Source organism: Pseudomonas sp. St290 (assembly GCF_018325805.1).
In the GTDB taxonomy this organism is placed as follows: domain Bacteria; phylum Pseudomonadota; class Gammaproteobacteria; order Pseudomonadales; family Pseudomonadaceae; genus Aquipseudomonas; species Aquipseudomonas bijieensis.
Genome location: NZ_AP014703.1, coordinates 6,018,728 through 6,033,653 on the forward strand (window position 1 = coordinate 6,018,728; position 14,926 = coordinate 6,033,653).

A 14,926-nucleotide genomic window follows, 5' to 3' on the forward strand; every position below is an offset into this window, starting at 1 on the left:
GTCTCAGCGGGAGCAAGCTCCCTCGCCACGGGTTCGGTGCGCTCAGCGATTACTCAGCCGATTTTTTCTTCAGGCGTTCCAGGATCGCATTGGCGCTGCCTTCGTTCGGCGTGATGCCGGCATCGCGCAGCTTGCGCTCCAGGTCGGAGCCGGTCGAAGCCTCGGCCAGTTCGTCCTGGGCTTGCAGCTCAGCGGCGCGTTGCTGTTGCTTGGCTTGCAGGCGGTTGAGCGTACCCACGGCGGTTTCCAGCTTGCCATTGGCGCCACCACTGGCGATCGACGCGCTGACCTGGGCCTTCTGCACGCTTTCGCGCGCCTTGGCCATGTCCACTTGCTGACGCAGGCTCTTGATGCGGCTTTCGGCCTTGGTGATGTCTTTACGCATGTTGTCCGCGTAACCGCCGAATTCGGTCGCGTGCTTCTGCTCGGCGTCCAGTTCGTTGGTCAGGGTCGAAATGGCTTCGGCCACTTCCAGCGCCAGGTCCTCGCGGTTGGCCTGGATCGCGGCCAGGGCCTTGGCTTCCAGGTCCTTGATCTTGGCGTTGTATTCACCCACGCGATCAGTCGCCAGCTTGTACTTGGCCATGATGGTGACCAGCTCACGCTTGGCATTGGCCAGCGCGCTGTCGGCGTCGCGAATTTCCTGGTCGAGGATGCGCAGGGCCTGTTGGTCGACGATCGATTCGCCGACTTCGTTGGCGCCGCCACGCAGTGCGGTGAACAACTTGCTCCAGATGGACTGAGTCATTGGATGGTTCCTATTCGGCGAATTAAATGAAGAAGCGTTCGAAGGCTTCGCTGGCGCGCTGGACGTTGTCGACGAGGGTTTTGACCTCGGTCACGACGTTGGTCAGGCTGGAGTCGGAACTCAACGCGCCGAACATGTTGTAGACCACCTGGCCGTTGGGCATGGTCTCGATGCCGATGGACGACAGCGGGAACATTTCCCGGCTGCGCAGCACGGCGTCGTTGAAGGCCGCGACGTCGCTGATCGACTCAACGTCCACCAGGACGGTATCGACGATGATCTGATCACCCACCACGGCGATGTAGATCGGCAAGCCACCGAAGTCATTCATTTCCAGCTTGATGCTGGACTCGGAGCCTTGGACGAGGGAAAGAGTGATGTCGTTCGCGACCACTTCATCCAGGGCCTGGAGGGCGCTGTAGAGGCGATCGATGTTCCAGTTATTACCTGCGCTCATGTAATTCTCCGACATGAATGAGCCAGCCAGAATCGGTTGGCGTAGCTGTTTCTCCATTTGCTTGAGCAGGCTTCGGTTTTCGGGAAGCACCCAAGTCTCGTGTTTCACATACCCGGCGGCACTCAGGCCCGCGCGCATCTGCTTCATGTAAAAGCTCGATGGTTTTTTCGCGGCGGGCTTGGAGCGCTCTCCCGTGCTGCTCATTGAATCGTCATCAGGCCCGCCTGGCGGATCCGATGGAGAGCTGGTTTGCATGGTACTGACCCCACTGTGAAAAACTCACGCGTGAGAAACACTACAGGTAGTTTCCAAACCTCACAATAGCTCACGCGTGAGATTTTTTCGGAGCAATTGACGACCCCTGTGGGAGCGTTCACAGATCAGGCATCCACCATAGATCCTCTGTGGGAGCTGAGCTTGCTCGCGATGGCGGTGGGTCAGCTTGCGTTGATGTTGGATGCTAGACCGTCATCGCGAGCAGGCTCGCTCCCACAGGGTTTTCGAGCGTTCACAGATCAGGCATCCACCATAGATCCTCTGTGGGAGCTGAGCTTGCTCGCAATGGCGGTGGGTCAGCTTGCATTGATGTTGGATGCTAGACCGTCATCGCGAGCAAGCTCGGCTCCCACAGGGGATCTCCACAGGCTGTAAATTCAGTTGTGGCTGCGACGATGCCTTACGGATAGCTGAAGCTTTTGACCAACGTCAGTTCCCCCACCGCCCGCATCGGCACCACGAAGGTTTCCATTTTCTCGTTTGGCGTGCCTTCTTCGGTGATCACGGTGACTTGTGCCGTGGTCAGGGCCTGTTGCGCTTGTTCACCACCGCCCTCGCCTTCCTCGCTGTCTTCTTCACTGCGATAACCGCCGCCGTAGTAGTTCACGTACACCAGGTACTGGCCTTTGATCGGCGCGGGCATGGAGAAGATCTCCGGGCCGTAGCCGGTGGTGACGTCGACATCGAGGGCCGCGCCGTTGGGGGCGACGCGGTCGCCATACCAGATGTGGGCGCCGTCCGGGGTGACGAGGTGCAGGTCCAGGTCGGTGCCGTCGCTGTCCCAGTTCAGTAACACCCGTAGCTTGGCCGGAGTGGCACCGCCGCTGGTGTTGAGGAACTGCGTGCGGTGGCGCTGCTGGCCGTCGGCGCTGCGCACTTCGACGCTGTTGCTGCCGTTGGGGAACGAGAACGGCCGGTCGAAGCGTCCTTCTTCATCGAGTTTCAGCGGCAGGCTCACACCGTTGACGATGAGTTGGCCCGGCGCGTTGCCATCCTTGGGCGCGCTTTTGATCTGGCCGCTGATGCGGGCGGTGTCGGCCTGGCCTGGGGGCGTATTGACTGACGAGGCCGGGTAGTTGACGGTCTGGCTGTAGTTTTCGCCTTCGCCACCCGGCGCACCGCTGCGCCAGCCGCCGACCGGGGTGTCGAGCCTGATGGAGTCGGCGGCCATGGCCGGTGGCAACGCGGTCAGGGCGCAGAGCAACAGCAAGACCTGTGGATAACGGAGTGTCATGGTCTATTCCAGCAAGAGGTGACGGGCGAGCCCTTCGATATAGTTTTCGTCCTGGCCATTGGGATGAGCTTCGAAGGCCAGGTGCAGATATTCATGAGTCAGGTCGAGGCGGTCTTGCAGCGACAGCACGCCGCGCACGTAGATGCGCTGGCGTTCGCGGTCGACGTAAGGCCGGCCGAAGGCGACGCGGCAGACGGCGAAAGCGCTGATTTCGTTGTAGCCCACTTCACTTTCCAGCCGCTCACGCCAGCCGCGCCGCTGTTTCAGCAGCCAGTCCTGGGCGGCCGGCAGTGCTTCGCAGGACGCCACCGGATTGTCCCAGCGGCTGAGGCTGGCACGCGGGTAGGCGTGCAGCAGAATGGCGTCGTAGCGTTGGCCGGCATTGGCTTGCTCCACGGCTTGAGCCCAGGACAGTTTGTCCGGGCCGGGCTGATCGGAGTGGTAGGTGACATCGGTGCCGGCCAGCACCAGGTCGCTGGTCCAGGCGGCAATGGCGCGGGTTTCAGGCGCCGCCGGGCGCGGGGCGACGCGCTGGCGATGGCTGCTGTCGTCGATGCTCAGGCAGTCGCCGTTGCGTTGGGCGTTTTGCAGCAGGTAGGTGCGGATCGCCACGGCCAAGGCCTTGGCCGCTTCGGCGGGTTCGGCCTTGGCTTCGCGCTGCAGAACCCGGGCGACGTACTCTTCCCGGTCCAACCGCGCCACCAACTTGCCGGGCATCAGGAACAACTCGCCGTCGCTGTGGATATCCAACTGGTTGCCGTTGCTGAACTCGACGCGATAATCGCCGCGCAGTTGGCCCGGTGTAGCCGGGCGGTCGCCGGCCATCACCCGTTGCCAGGGATAACGGGCAAACAGCCCCACCTCCACGCAACGCCCGGTTTCCGCCGGCCAGCGCGAGGGCAATGCAGCCGCCAACCCGTCGCCGTACACCTTCAATACCTGCTGGCTGGTACCGCGTCCGCCAGCCCACACCGGGGTGCCATCGGCCAGCCAACCGGCGAAACCGCCCTGTCGAGAGGAAGGTCCCTGGTCACCCAGCCAGCTCCAGGTCTTGACCCGTAGGCGACTACCCAACTCACCCACCAGCCGCCCGTCCGCCGCGCTGAGCACCACGTCCAGCAGCACCCGGCGCGCCTGGTCCTGGGCCGGCAAGGTAGCCAAGGCCTTGAGCAGTTCCGCGACCGGCACGTGCGTCTGCGGTTGCAACGCAGGCAAATCCAACAGCCACGCTGGCGCCTGACGGGCCTGCCAGTAATCGCGCCAGTTCGAGGCCGAAAGCCCGAGCCGCTGCGGCTCGAAATACAAGCCGCAGGATTTCACCAGTGCCTGGTCGCGAGCGATGCTCTGCCCGGCGTTGCAGCAATAGACCTCTTCCTTCGATTCACCGCGACACTCGTAAACCGGCTCGCGGGCGTCGGTGTCCACCAGCCAGGCGTAGACGAACAGTTTCCACAGGCTGCCCAGCGGCGCCTGCAAGGAATCGGGCAACGGCTGGCGGTCCAGCACCTGAGTCTGGCTCACTCGCAGCAACTGACCATCGAAGGCCAGGCGCAACGGCTCGTCCTGCGCTGTTGCCAGCACAGGGATCAAGCACAACAGCCAGCCAAACCACCGCCTGCGCATGTCAGTTGACCGTCACCTGACCGAGCGCAGGTTTCTGTTCCCGCGCCTGATGCTGCGGCGCGTAGACCTGAGTGAAGCGCACCGGCGGCAAGGTGAACTGGCCCTTCTGGGAGAAGCGCACCAAGTGCCGCAGGCGCAGCTCGCCGCTGAGGGCGTCCACCGGCACTGCGTAGGCCATCTGGCCTGGCTCGAAGCGGGCTTTTTCCAGGGAAGTCGGTTCGCTGTCGGCTTTGCCCTGCAGTTGGATGCCCCAGGTGGTGCGTTCCACATCGGCGCCCGGCGGCAGCGGCACTTCGAGCATGCCGTAGCGCAGCGGCGTCGACGCCTTGCTGTTGATGATCACCTCATCCAGGTAGAGGCTGTCACTGGACAACGGCTTGTTACCCACGGCCTCGAGCTTGAAGGTGAAGGCCTCGTCGCCCGGCACCAGACGCGACAGGCGACGAGTGATGGACACGGCCATCGGCGCCAGCGGCAGTTGCTGGCTCTGGAAGCTCAGGGCCGCTTGCAATGGACGCTCCTGGGCACCGCTGAGAGTCAGCTGGGTCGGAAGCTGCGCGCCCTGCCACTGCCAGTAGGTTTCACCGGTCGCACCCTGCTTGGCGACCCAGCCTTCACCCGGCGCCAGCGCCACAGCCGGCGCGGCCTGTTCGATGCTGCGCTGCAACCAGGTCAGGGCCAAGGCCCGTTCCAGGGTGGACTGCTGCGGCAACACGCGTTCCAGCAATGCAGTGGCGCGGGCTTGATCGAAGCTCTGCAACGATAACACCAGGGCCTCGACGAACGGCTGCGAGCTCAGTTCGAGTTGCTGTTGCGCGGCCTCCGCTTGACGACTGAAAGCCGCCGGCAGCGGCACCTTCGCCTGTTTCGCCAGGGACGCGGTCAGCACGCGAGCGCTGGCCAAGCCCAGGGCAGAGTCCGGCGCATTCATGACCAGGCTGTCTTCGCCGCTGTCCAAAACGCTCTCGGTGCTGCCTTCACTGGCCTTCGCCAAATCATCCATCAGGCCACTGAGCAAGGTGTTCACCGGCAGTTGCATCTGCTTGGCGAACGACAGGATCAGCGCCCGTTGCAGCAGCGGCGTATCACCGGCCTGCTTGGCGTAGACCTCCAGCACCCGCTGCCAGTGTTCCGGTGGCAGGCTCAGGTCCAGGGCCTTGCTGGCGTGCCAGTCGGCGTAATAGGCATAGGCGGTGAGGAATGCATCCGGCTCACCGTCCTGGCCCCACCAGGTGAAGCTCGCCGACGGGCCGGCCATCTGCACCAGGCGCAAGCGGCTGTTTTGCATGATCAACCGCAGGCGGTCGCGGATTTGCGGGTTCGACGCCAGGGTCGGGTAGGCGATGCTCAACGGCAGCAGGCGACTGGCGGTCTGCTCGACGCCGCCGTAGGGGTAACTCAGCAGGTCATCCAGGGCCGAACGGAACAACGCTTGCGGGCTGTCATCCAGGCGCAGGCGAATATCGCTGGCGTCGGCCGGCAGGGTCAGCGGGGTGTCGCCGCTGGCCACGTCGAAGCGCTGGTTCTGGGTGACTTGCCAGCCATTGCCGCTGGCGTTCAAGCGCATCGCCAGGGCGTCCTGGGTTTCGCCATTCAATTGCAACTGCACGTTCAAGTCGCCACTGCTCAGTTCCAGGGCCGGCAGCGCCACGTAGTTGATGCCGTTTTTCAGGTCCGCGACCACGCGCTGTTCAGCGCCGGCGTAACGGATCAGCAGCTCGGCCTTCAGTGGTTTTTCCGACTGGCTGAACACGAACAGGCCCAGTTGCGGCTTGTCGCCCGTGCGGAAGCGCGTCGGGCCGCTCCACTTCAGGTACAGCGGTTTTTCCGAAGCGATGAACTGCTTCTTCTGGCCCACTTGGCCATCGTCGGCGATGGCCTTGGCAGTGATGCGCCACCGGGTCAGGGAGTCAGGCATCTTGAAGGTGAAGCGCGCCTTGCCGTTGGCATCGGTAACCAGCTCCGGTTGCCATGCAGCGGTGTCGACGTCTTCACGTCGTGGCCGCTCCAGCACCTTGACCCCGCGTTCGCTGCGGTTGGCCTTGCCCGGCGCGCCGGGGCTGCCCGGCAGTGCTACGTCGTAACTGATGAACGACAGGCTGGCACTGGTGCGCACGTTGTTGCGGCGCGGGTGATAGAAGAACTGGTCGATGGTCGGCGCCACTTCCGGTTGCAGGGCGTAGACCATTTCGTCCACCACGCTGACCGTCAGGTGCGCCGGGATCGCCTTGCCGGCGAACTGGGTGCTCAGGTCCACGGTCACCGTGTCGCCAGGGCGATAGGTGGCTTTGTCCGTAACGACAGCAACGTCGATCTGCGGCGTCACCACCTTGATGCCGGCATTCTGGAAGCTGTACTGGCCGCCCTTGGTGTACAGCACCGAGAAGGTCAGGTTGGGCGCGAAGTTATCCTTCACGGCAATGCGCGCGCGGTACTGGGTGTCGCTGAGTTTTTCCATCTTCAGCCAGTCGCCGCCCTTGGACAGCAGCGCCGTGGCTTCGACCTTGTCCCGTTCCAGCGACAGCAGCGCATCGCTGACCGGTTCCGGGAAGGTGATCAGCGCCAGCGCTTCGTCACCTGTCTTGTATTCGGTTTTATCGAGGACGATCTCGACGGTGCCCGGTACGGCCTTGATGCCTTCGCCGGTCACCGCATGGGCGGCGGCGCCAATGACCCGGCCGTGGTCATCCTTGAGCGTCAGGTTGTAGGTGCCGGGGCGGTCGAAGGTCAGACTGAAACCCTTGTCCTTGGCCGCAAGCTTGCCCTCGCCGGTGCTCTGGTCTTCCAGCCGTACCCAGCCATAACTGCCCGGGGTCACGGCCTTGGCTTGTTCGTTGCCGCCTTCGTTGGCGTAGCTGAACGAGACCTTCTGGCCGACGGCGCTGAACCGCTGGGGCGCGCTCAGGCGGAAATTCGCCGCGCCACGGTCGATGAGGATTTCCTTGGTGGTCTTGACCCGATACGCCGCGCCATCGCTGGCGAACACCGTGAGGGTGTAGCGACTCGGCTTGTCGGCGGCCGGCAGGTCGAGGGTCGCGTTGCCCTTGTCGTCGGTGGTCACTTCGCTGCTGGTCAGCTCGACCGGGAATTGCCCCAGGTATTGCAGCTCGTTATCCACCATCGACAGTTGCTGGGCGCGCAGGCTCAGGCTCACCGTGGCGTTGACCACCGGCTTGCCATCCGGGTACAGCAACACCAGGTTGCCCTTGACCGGCTCGCCGGTGCGGTAATCCTGCTTGGCCAGGTTGAGCGCGATTTCGAAGTGCGGCTTGATGTACTCGGCCACACGGAAGGCGCTGCTGTAGAGCTGGTCCTTGTAGCTGAAGCGCAACTCATAGCCGCCGGCCACGGCGTTTTCCGGCAGTTGGAAACGGCCTTGGGTACCGGCCTTGGAATCTAGTTTCAGGGCCAGGGTTTGCAGGGCGGTGCCGGTGGCATCCAACACGCTGACATTGACGTCGGCGGCGCTCGGTTGCACCGAGTCACGGGCGTTCTTGAACTCGCGACCGACGATTTTCAGCGACACCCAATCCCCCGGCCGGTACAGCGGCCGGTCGGTGAAGGCATAGAGCTTGGTGTCGTAGATTTCGCTGTCGTAGTAGAAGTTTTCCGAGACGAAGACCCCGCCCTCCTCGTCCTCGCCGATGACGAACGAACGCTCCGGGCTGACGTGTTTGAGGCGCAACAGACCGTCTTCATCGGTGGCACCGCTGCTCATCACGCCCAGGCCATCGGTCCACAGCACGTTGACCTTGGGCACCGAACGCCCTTCGTGCTTGCGTGCGGCCCAGACCAGCAGCTCGTCACCGGCAATCTTGCTGACCGCCACAGTGTTGGAGACGAAGACCATGGTGGTCGCGCGGTATTTACCGATCAGCGCCTCCACCAGGTACAGGCCCGGTTTCAACTGACCCAGCGGCACATAAACGTTGCCCGGCGCGACGCTGACGAACTCACTGGACGAGCCGGCCAGGTTGACGCCCGCAGGCGGCTGGATCGGCTTGGCTTGCCACAGCGGATAACGGAACTGGCTGACCACCGGCAGGCCCGGGATCAAGGCGAATTGTGCCGGCGCGTCGTACGGCGTCGGTGCCACCAGGGCATCGCCGATCTTCAGCTCCGGCACTTCTTCGGTCACTTGCTGGCGGGACTCGTAGGAGAACGCCCGCTGCATCACCCGACGGGACTTGCGATACCAGTTGTCCCACAGGTACGCCAGGGTGTTCGACAGGCCTTCGCCCTTGAACTGCCCATCGCTGACTACGCGATGCAGGTTCTTCTGGCGCTTGAGGAAATCCAACGGCTTGTCGATGCGATAGACACGGATATCGGCGCCGCCATAGGGCTCCATGCGGAACCGGCGATAGTCGCGGCCCGGCGCTTCGAGGCGAACCATGGCCTGCTCGTCGCTGGCAAAGCTGCTGTCGGCCAGCAGGAAGAAGCTTTCACCGGACACCGGCGTATAGCCGCTGGGCTCCACGGTGTCTTCGGCATTAACCACGGGTGCCAGCAACAAGGCAAACAGCAGGGGCAGTTTTGAACACAAGCGCAGCATGCGGGCACCGGTCATTGGGAGAGAAAGTTGAGTCGATAGACGCCGATGAAGTTGGGGTTGGCTGCGTCGGGTATCCATCGGGTGTCCTTCCAGTTCATGAGTTGTTGCAGGCTTGCGGAGCGCATGCCGTTGTCGGTAGGGGTTGTAGTGCCGGTGTGATAGGCGATGTAGCGGCCCATCCAGATCATCAGGTGCTGGTCGTCGCCCTGATCGAAGAACATCAGGTCGCCGGGACGGGCCTGGGCCACATCGCGGCCCACCAGGTGACTGTTGAACTGGATCAGTTTGATGGCGTTGACGTAAGGCCCGACTTTGCCGCCACCCTGTTGCCACTGCTGGGCGAGGCGCCGTTGCGCATCGCTGAGGGGCAGTTCCGGTGGCAGGTAGCGATTGGACAGGCCATTGCTGCGCAGCCATTTTTCATCATGGACCTTGAGCGCTTCGTTGGCGGAAAAGCGCACCAGCCCGGCGCAGTCCTGCTGATACCAACGCGGGCTCGGGCCTCTGGTCAGCTGTTCCTGGGCGATGCGCACGAACCAGGCGCGAAAGACCTGGGACTGCTGCACATCCAGCGCCGGCGTCTCGCCAGCACGCGCGGGCCCACCGAGCAGCAAGGCCAGCAGCAGCGTCAACGCAGGGGTGCGGATCAGTCCTGTCACAGCGCTTTCCATTCCAGCGGCAGCCACTGCCAGTGGCCGTCCGGCTCGCTGCCTTCCGGCAAGGTCAGGGCGTATTTGCCATAGCCGCCGAGGGTGCGCAGTTTCGGGATCAGGTAGGTTTGCGCGGCGTTGTAGAACACCGGCTCCATGTCCTGGGGCAGGCTGTCGAGGGTTTCGCGCTGCATCAGTTGCGCAATGGAATCCGGGCCGAAGTAGACTGGCATCAGCAGGTCCTTGGGTACCACGTCGGCCATGGGTGGAAAGCGTTTGTCGAGAGTGCCGAGGGCCTTGTCCACCAACTTGTCGTCGAGGGAGAACAGCAAGGTCGAACCGTGGCGCGCCAGGCTCACCCGCAGGAAAGCCTTGCCGGTGATCGCGTCGGGTTGTTCGGCTTCCTTGGCCAGGTAAGGGCCGAAGTTGGAACTGACCTGGCGCAGCCATTGGTGCGTCGAGCCTTGCTGCTTCTCGACCACCGGGAAGGCATGTTCGGCGACGTTGTTTTCATAGGCGCCCACCATCGAACCGAACAGGTTGCCCAGGTCGGCGTCGAGCTTGCCATCGTCTTCGTTCAGGCTCGCCACCAACAGCGGCGTGTACAGGCGCGAATCGGCGTACCAGCACAGGCCCGCCGCGCCGGCCACATGGTCGACCATGGCCTGGGCGGCTTTTTCGTCGGCACCGAGTTTGACCAGCAACGGTTTCTGCTGCTCGGCAGCCAGGGGCAAGGCTACGCAGGCACTGGCGCCCATGGGCATGGCTTGCCAGATCGGCTTGAAGTCGAAGTCCGGTTGGTTTTCCAGTTCGTCCATGGCCAGGAAGCTGTGCCAGCCCTTGTCATCCATGTCGAAGCGCAAGCCGGCGAAGTTCGGGATGAAACGCTGGTAGCCCATGGCGAGCACGCTGGCGTTGACCGAGATGCGCTGCTTGACCTCTGGTGCCTTGGGCGGCAGGCCGAAGGCTTCGGGGAACAGTTTGTCGCCATTGAGCAAGGCGGCCAGGGCGGTGGTCGAAACGCTGCCCCGTTCAACCGCGGCGCCACTGGCCGGGTCATACAGCTTGGTCGGGTTGGACAGCACCACCAGTTTGTCGCCATGGGAGGCGAAAAGCAGGGATTTGCTGGCGTTGTAGCTGAGCTGGTAGAGCGCGACGTCATCGCCACCGACTTTCAGGTCGCTGAGCTTGCTCAACTGCGTATCGTCCAAGGCGACCTTGGCCAACGGTTCCAGCACCTTGGCCAGCCCGCCGCGATCCATCACCAACAGGAAATCCTTGAGGCGACCATCGGCACCGCGCCACAGCGCCACATCGGCCGGTTGGTCGAACAGCTCTTCGATCAGGCTGTCCTGCAACTTGAGGTCATGCTCATAGATGATCCGGCGCAGGCTGCCGATCAGCCCGAGACGGTCCGCATGGGCCTCGTAATAGAAGACGAAGTCCTCGGTGAGCGTGGCCTTGAGGAACGGCACCGCCAACAGGTCCTTGGGCAACTGGCTCAAGGAATGGGCCTCGAGCAAGCCGTCGGGGCGGCTCAGGCCGAGTTTTTCCAACGCCAGCTCCATGGGCGGCGCCTTGGGCTTGGTCATGAACCAGCCCATCCCGGCGACGACACCCGCCACCAGGCACAGCCCGATCAGCAGCGCCGGCCAGCGGCGTCCAGGTTTGGCGACAGGTGTCGGCGTGGTCGGGGAAGCAGTGTTGTCGCTCATATTCACAAGGGCCTGTTCATCCGTGGAGCGGATACTTAGTAGTTGAAAGTCTTGACCAGCAACAGATCGCCAATGGCACGCAGGGGCACGACAAAGGTTTCGCGTTTTTCATTGACGGTGTTTTCGTTGAGCACCAGGTTGATTTGCGAGGTGATCACCTCGTTCTGGTTGCTGGTCTCATCGAAGTTGTAGCCGCCGCTGCCGTAGTTGCCCCAATAGTTCACGTAGACCAGGTAGGTGCCGTGCATCGGCGCGGTCATGGTGAACATTTCCGGGCCGGGGCCGTCGACGCCATCGGGGTCGAGGCCGCCGCCGTTGCTCAGCGCCGGCTGGCCGAAGAACGCATGTTGGCCGTCGGGTGTGACGATATGCAGGTCGAGTTCGGCCTTGGGATCGTCCCAGCCGAGCACCACGCGGATCTGCGCCGGGGTGCGCAGGTTGTTGGCTTCATAGAATTGCACGCGCTTGAGGGACTGGCCTTCGGAGCTGCGCACCTCGACGCTGTTGGAGCCGGCGCCGAACGCATACGGCCGGGCGAAACGTCCCTCGTCGTCGGTATAGAGATTCAGTGGGTTGCCGTTGACCGCCAGGCTGTGGGGCTGGCGAGCCGTGCCCATGGCCTTGAGCCGGCCCTCGATCATCGTGCGATTACGCTGCACGCCCCGATCGATGGGCGGCGTGGGATAGGCGACCTGGGGGTTTTCAGTGCGATCGAGCAAGCCGCTGTAGCGCCAGCCGCCCACCGGCTCCGACATCTCGGCAGAAGGCTGCGCCCACGCCAGCGGCGCGCCGAGCAACACGATCAATAAAGAAAGAAAACGCACGTATGCCTCCTGCCATGCACGACGCAACCCGGCGCCAATCCTCAGCGCGCTTGTCATTATTCAGGTTTCGTCTGAAGGCCCCGTCGCAAGGGGGCCGTAGATGGCGCGAAGGTTAGCGATTCGGCGGATTATTAACAATCGGGGAACGCGCGATTCTGTGTGGGAAATCACGTACTGAGGGTTGCGAGAGCCGAATAGAAGATCTATTCGGCTCACAAAATGAGCCGAATAGCGTTATTATTCGGCTCATTCATCTTTGGACAGGCGCATGGCATTCCATTGGATCTGGCAACAGCCCGACTGGCCCGGTTTTCACTGGCAAGCTGAAGCATTGGCACCGCTGCTGCGCGAATGCGTGCAGGCCCAGGGTCAATTGCTCGGCATGACCGGCGCGGTCACGACTTCGATCAGCGTCCAGAACGAACTGGATGCCTTGCTGCAAAACATCGTGACCTCCTCGGCTATCGAAGGAGAGCAATTGAATGTCGGCTCGGTGCGCTCTTCCCTGGCCCGGCGCCTGGGCCTCGAACAAGTCGATGACACGCCGGTCAGCCAACGCAGCGAAGGCTTGGCGAACCTGTTGCTGGACGCGACCCGGCACTTCAACCAGCCCCTGACCATCGAGCGCTTGCTGGAATGGCACGAGTGGTTGTTTCCTGATCAAGCGAGCGACCTTGCCCATAGGCAGATCCGCGTAGGTGCGTTGCGCGGTGCCGAACCGATGCAAGTGGTCTCAGGCCGACTGGACCGACCTACCGTTCACTTCGAGGCGCCGCCTCGTCAGGGCCTTGAACAGCAATTGCAAACGTTCGTCGACTGGTTCGAGGCCAGTCGTCATCAGGCCGAGCTCGATCCGTTGTTGCGTGCCGGTATTGCTCACTTCTGGTTTGTCACCCTGCATCCGTTCGACGATGGCAATGGTCGCCTCACCCGTACCCTGACCGACCTCGCACTGGCCCAGGGCGAAGCCCAAGCGATCCGTTTCTATGCCATGTCGGTGAGTATCCTGGAAGACCGCGCCGGCTATTACCGAATCCTCGAAAGCAGTCAGAAAGCCACACTGGATATCACGGCCTGGTTGACATGGTTCCTGCAGACCCTGTTACGCAGCCTGCACAAAGCGATGACGCAGATCGAAAGCGTGTTGGGTAAGACACGGTTCTGGCAAGCCCATCGCGCTTCGGCACTCACGCCTGAACAGACCAAAGTGCTGAATCGGTTGCTCGATGGCGGTGAAAAAGGCTTTGAGCACGGGATCAGCGCTGCTCAATACCAGGCCGTGGCCAAGGTCTCCAAGGCGACGGCCACCCGACATCTGACGGAACTGCTGGAGAAAGGCTGCCTGGAGCGAATGCCTGGCGGAGGGCGCAGCACGCGGTACCGCATAAATTATCCAGACGCATAAGATCATTTGTGGCGAGGGGATTTATCCCCGCTGGGTTGCGAAGCAGCCCTAAAAGCTAACACCTCGGTGTGTCAGATGGATTGAGTACTCAGCTTTGGGGTCGCTTCGCAACCCAACGGGGATAAATCCCCTCGCCACAGACTCTCGACTCCTCGCTGATAGGGGGATAGCCTGGCGCCCTGATTTGCCCCAAAACCCCATGTCTGCTAGTGTCGCGCCGGTTTAACAGTCAACCGGAATAGCCGCCATGGCCCGCAAAAAAGCTGCACTGGATTTCGAACAATCCCTGGCCGACCTGCAAACGCTGGTCGAGCGCCTGGAGAACGGCGAATTGTCGCTGGAAGACTCGCTGACCGCCTTCGAGCAAGGCATCGGCTTGACTCGCGACTGCCAGGCGGCGCTGGCCCAGGCCGAGCAGAAGGTGCAATTGCTGCTCGAACGTGATGGCGAGCTGACCGAAGAGCCTTTCGACGCGGACCAGCCTGAATGATCGGCGCCTATCAAGCCAGCAGCCAGGCCCGGGTCAATGCTGCACTGGATAGTTTGTTCAGCGCTCCAAGCCCGGAACTGGCGCGCCTGTACGAAGCCATGCGCTACAGCGTGATGAACGGCGGCAAGCGCGTGCGCCCATTATTGGCCTACGCCGCGTGCGAAGCCCTGGGCGGCCAGGCCGAACAGGCCAATGGCGCGGCCTGCGCGGTGGAGCTGATCCACGCTTATTCGCTGGTTCACGACGACTTGCCGGCCATGGACGACGACGACCTGCGTCGCGGCCAGCCCACCACCCACAAGCAATTCGACGAAGCCTGCGCGATCCTGGCCGGCGACGGTTTGCAGAGCCTGGCCTTCAGCGCCCTGCTGGACCCGGCCCTGAGCGATTGCCCGGCGCAGATTCGCCTGGACATGGTCAGCGCCCTGGCGCTGGCGGCCGGCCCCGCAGGCATGGTCGGCGGCCAGGCCATCGACCTCGGCTCGGTGGGCCTGAAGCTGGACCAGAGCGCGCTGGAATACATGCACCGGCACAAGACCGGTGCCTTGATCGAGGCGAGTGTCAAACTCGGCGCCCTCGCCAGCGGTCGGGCGACACCCGCACAGCTACAAGCCTTGCAGACCTACGCCCGGGCCATCGGCCTGGCGTTCCAGGTGCAGGACGACATCCTCGACGTCGAAAGCGATACCCAGACCCTGGGCAAGCGCCAGGGCGCCGACATCGCCCGGGATAAACCCACCTACCCGGCCCTGCTCGGCCTCGACGCCGCCAAGGCCTATGCCCTGGAGTTGCGCGACCAGGCCCTGGCCGCGCTGCGACCCTTTGACGCGGCGGCCGAGCCGTTGCGCGACTTGGCGCGATATATCGTCGAACGCCGCAGTTGATACGGGGTCAACCCCTTTAGACTGCGTATCGGCCAAGTTCCGGCCAACGCGTGGGCAGCTTGCGA

11 protein-coding genes are annotated in these 14,926 nt (G+C 63.0%); 3 read left to right on the top strand and 8 right to left on the bottom strand.

The annotated features are described in order from the left end of the window. Window positions 1-49: 49 nt before the first annotated feature. The 8 genes from PBDP_RS26370 to PBDP_RS26405 all read right to left on the bottom strand — a co-directional run bounded on the left by PBDP_RS26370 (window position 50) and on the right by PBDP_RS26405 (window position 12,082). Window positions 50-748 carry a PspA/IM30 family protein gene (locus tag PBDP_RS26370; RefSeq protein WP_116833561.1) on the bottom strand — a complete coding sequence of 233 codons (699 nt, stop codon included), beginning with the start codon at window positions 746-748 and terminating at the stop codon, window positions 50-52. Window positions 749-770: 22 nt separating this feature from the next. After that, on the bottom strand, window positions 771-1,352 hold the full coding sequence (locus PBDP_RS26375; protein ID WP_092258175.1) for a YjfI family protein: 582 nt from the start codon (window positions 1,350-1,352) through the stop codon (window positions 771-773). 529 nt (window positions 1,353-1,881) lie between these two features. Then, entirely contained in the window at window positions 1,882-2,715 is an 834-nt protein-coding gene (locus tag PBDP_RS26380; protein ID WP_109756453.1) for a YfaP family protein, read from the bottom strand. Between the two features lie 3 nt (window positions 2,716-2,718). After that, entirely contained in the window at window positions 2,719-4,338 is a 1,620-nt protein-coding gene (locus tag PBDP_RS26385) for a DUF2300 domain-containing protein (RefSeq protein WP_212801523.1), read from the bottom strand. 1 nt (window position 4,339) lies between these two features. Continuing rightward, window positions 4,340-8,908 carry an alpha-2-macroglobulin family protein gene (locus PBDP_RS26390; RefSeq protein ID WP_212802542.1) on the bottom strand — a complete coding sequence of 1,523 codons (4,569 nt, stop codon included), beginning with the start codon at window positions 8,906-8,908 and terminating at the stop codon, window positions 4,340-4,342. Continuing rightward, window positions 8,905-9,564: a DUF1175 family protein gene (locus tag PBDP_RS26395; protein WP_212801524.1), complete on the bottom strand. Its 660-nt coding sequence runs from the start codon at window positions 9,562-9,564 to the stop codon at window positions 8,905-8,907. The genes PBDP_RS26390 and PBDP_RS26395 overlap by 4 nt, the downstream gene beginning before the upstream one ends. Beyond that, entirely contained in the window at window positions 9,549-11,258 is a 1,710-nt protein-coding gene (locus tag PBDP_RS26400; protein WP_116833564.1) for a DUF2138 domain-containing protein, read from the bottom strand. Before PBDP_RS26400 ends, PBDP_RS26395 begins: the two co-directional genes overlap by 16 nt. Before the next feature lie 35 nt (window positions 11,259-11,293). Continuing rightward, window positions 11,294-12,082, bottom strand: a complete 789-nt coding sequence (locus PBDP_RS26405; RefSeq protein WP_109756448.1) for a YfaP family protein — start codon at window positions 12,080-12,082, stop codon at window positions 11,294-11,296. Between the two features lie 268 nt (window positions 12,083-12,350). Here PBDP_RS26405 and PBDP_RS26410 point away from each other — a divergent pair, with 268 nt between their 5' ends. From PBDP_RS26410 to ispA, 3 genes are all read left to right on the top strand, one after another. Further along, window positions 12,351-13,487 carry a Fic family protein gene (locus PBDP_RS26410; protein ID WP_109756447.1) on the top strand — a complete coding sequence of 379 codons (1,137 nt, stop codon included), beginning with the start codon at window positions 12,351-12,353 and terminating at the stop codon, window positions 13,485-13,487. A gap of 247 nt (window positions 13,488-13,734) precedes the next feature. Then, window positions 13,735-13,977, top strand: coding sequence for an exodeoxyribonuclease VII small subunit (locus PBDP_RS26415; RefSeq protein ID WP_047229733.1), 243 nt, complete (start codon window positions 13,735-13,737; stop codon window positions 13,975-13,977). Beyond that, window positions 13,974-14,861: a (2E,6E)-farnesyl diphosphate synthase gene (ispA, locus tag PBDP_RS26420; protein ID WP_212801525.1), complete on the top strand. Its 888-nt coding sequence runs from the start codon at window positions 13,974-13,976 to the stop codon at window positions 14,859-14,861. The genes PBDP_RS26415 and ispA overlap by 4 nt, the downstream gene beginning before the upstream one ends. Window positions 14,862-14,926 lie beyond the last annotated feature (65 nt).

Excerpts from the sequence above, each read along its gene's own strand:
- PBDP_RS26370 (WP_116833561.1), bottom strand. The coding sequence starts at position 748 with ATGACTCAGTCCATCTGGAGCAAGTTGTTCACCGCACTGCGTGGCGGC.
- PBDP_RS26375 (WP_092258175.1), bottom strand. The coding sequence starts at position 1,352 with ATGAAGCAGATGCGCGCGGGCCTGAGTGCCGCCGGGTATGTGAAACAC.
- PBDP_RS26380 (WP_109756453.1), bottom strand. The coding sequence starts at position 2,715 with ATGACACTCCGTTATCCACAGGTCTTGCTGTTGCTCTGCGCCCTGACC.
- PBDP_RS26385 (WP_212801523.1), bottom strand. The coding sequence starts at position 4,338 with ATGCGCAGGCGGTGGTTTGGCTGGCTGTTGTGCTTGATCCCTGTGCTG.
- PBDP_RS26390 (WP_212802542.1), bottom strand. The coding sequence starts at position 8,908 with ATGACCGGTGCCCGCATGCTGCGCTTGTGTTCAAAACTGCCCCTGCTG.
- PBDP_RS26395 (WP_212801524.1), bottom strand. The coding sequence starts at position 9,564 with ATGGAAAGCGCTGTGACAGGACTGATCCGCACCCCTGCGTTGACGCTG.
- PBDP_RS26400 (WP_116833564.1), bottom strand. The coding sequence starts at position 11,258 with ATGAGCGACAACACTGCTTCCCCGACCACGCCGACACCTGTCGCCAAA.
- PBDP_RS26410 (WP_109756447.1), top strand. The coding sequence starts at position 12,351 with ATGGCATTCCATTGGATCTGGCAACAGCCCGACTGGCCCGGTTTTCAC.
- PBDP_RS26415 (WP_047229733.1), top strand. The coding sequence starts at position 13,735 with ATGGCCCGCAAAAAAGCTGCACTGGATTTCGAACAATCCCTGGCCGAC.
- ispA (WP_212801525.1), top strand. The coding sequence starts at position 13,974 with ATGATCGGCGCCTATCAAGCCAGCAGCCAGGCCCGGGTCAATGCTGCA.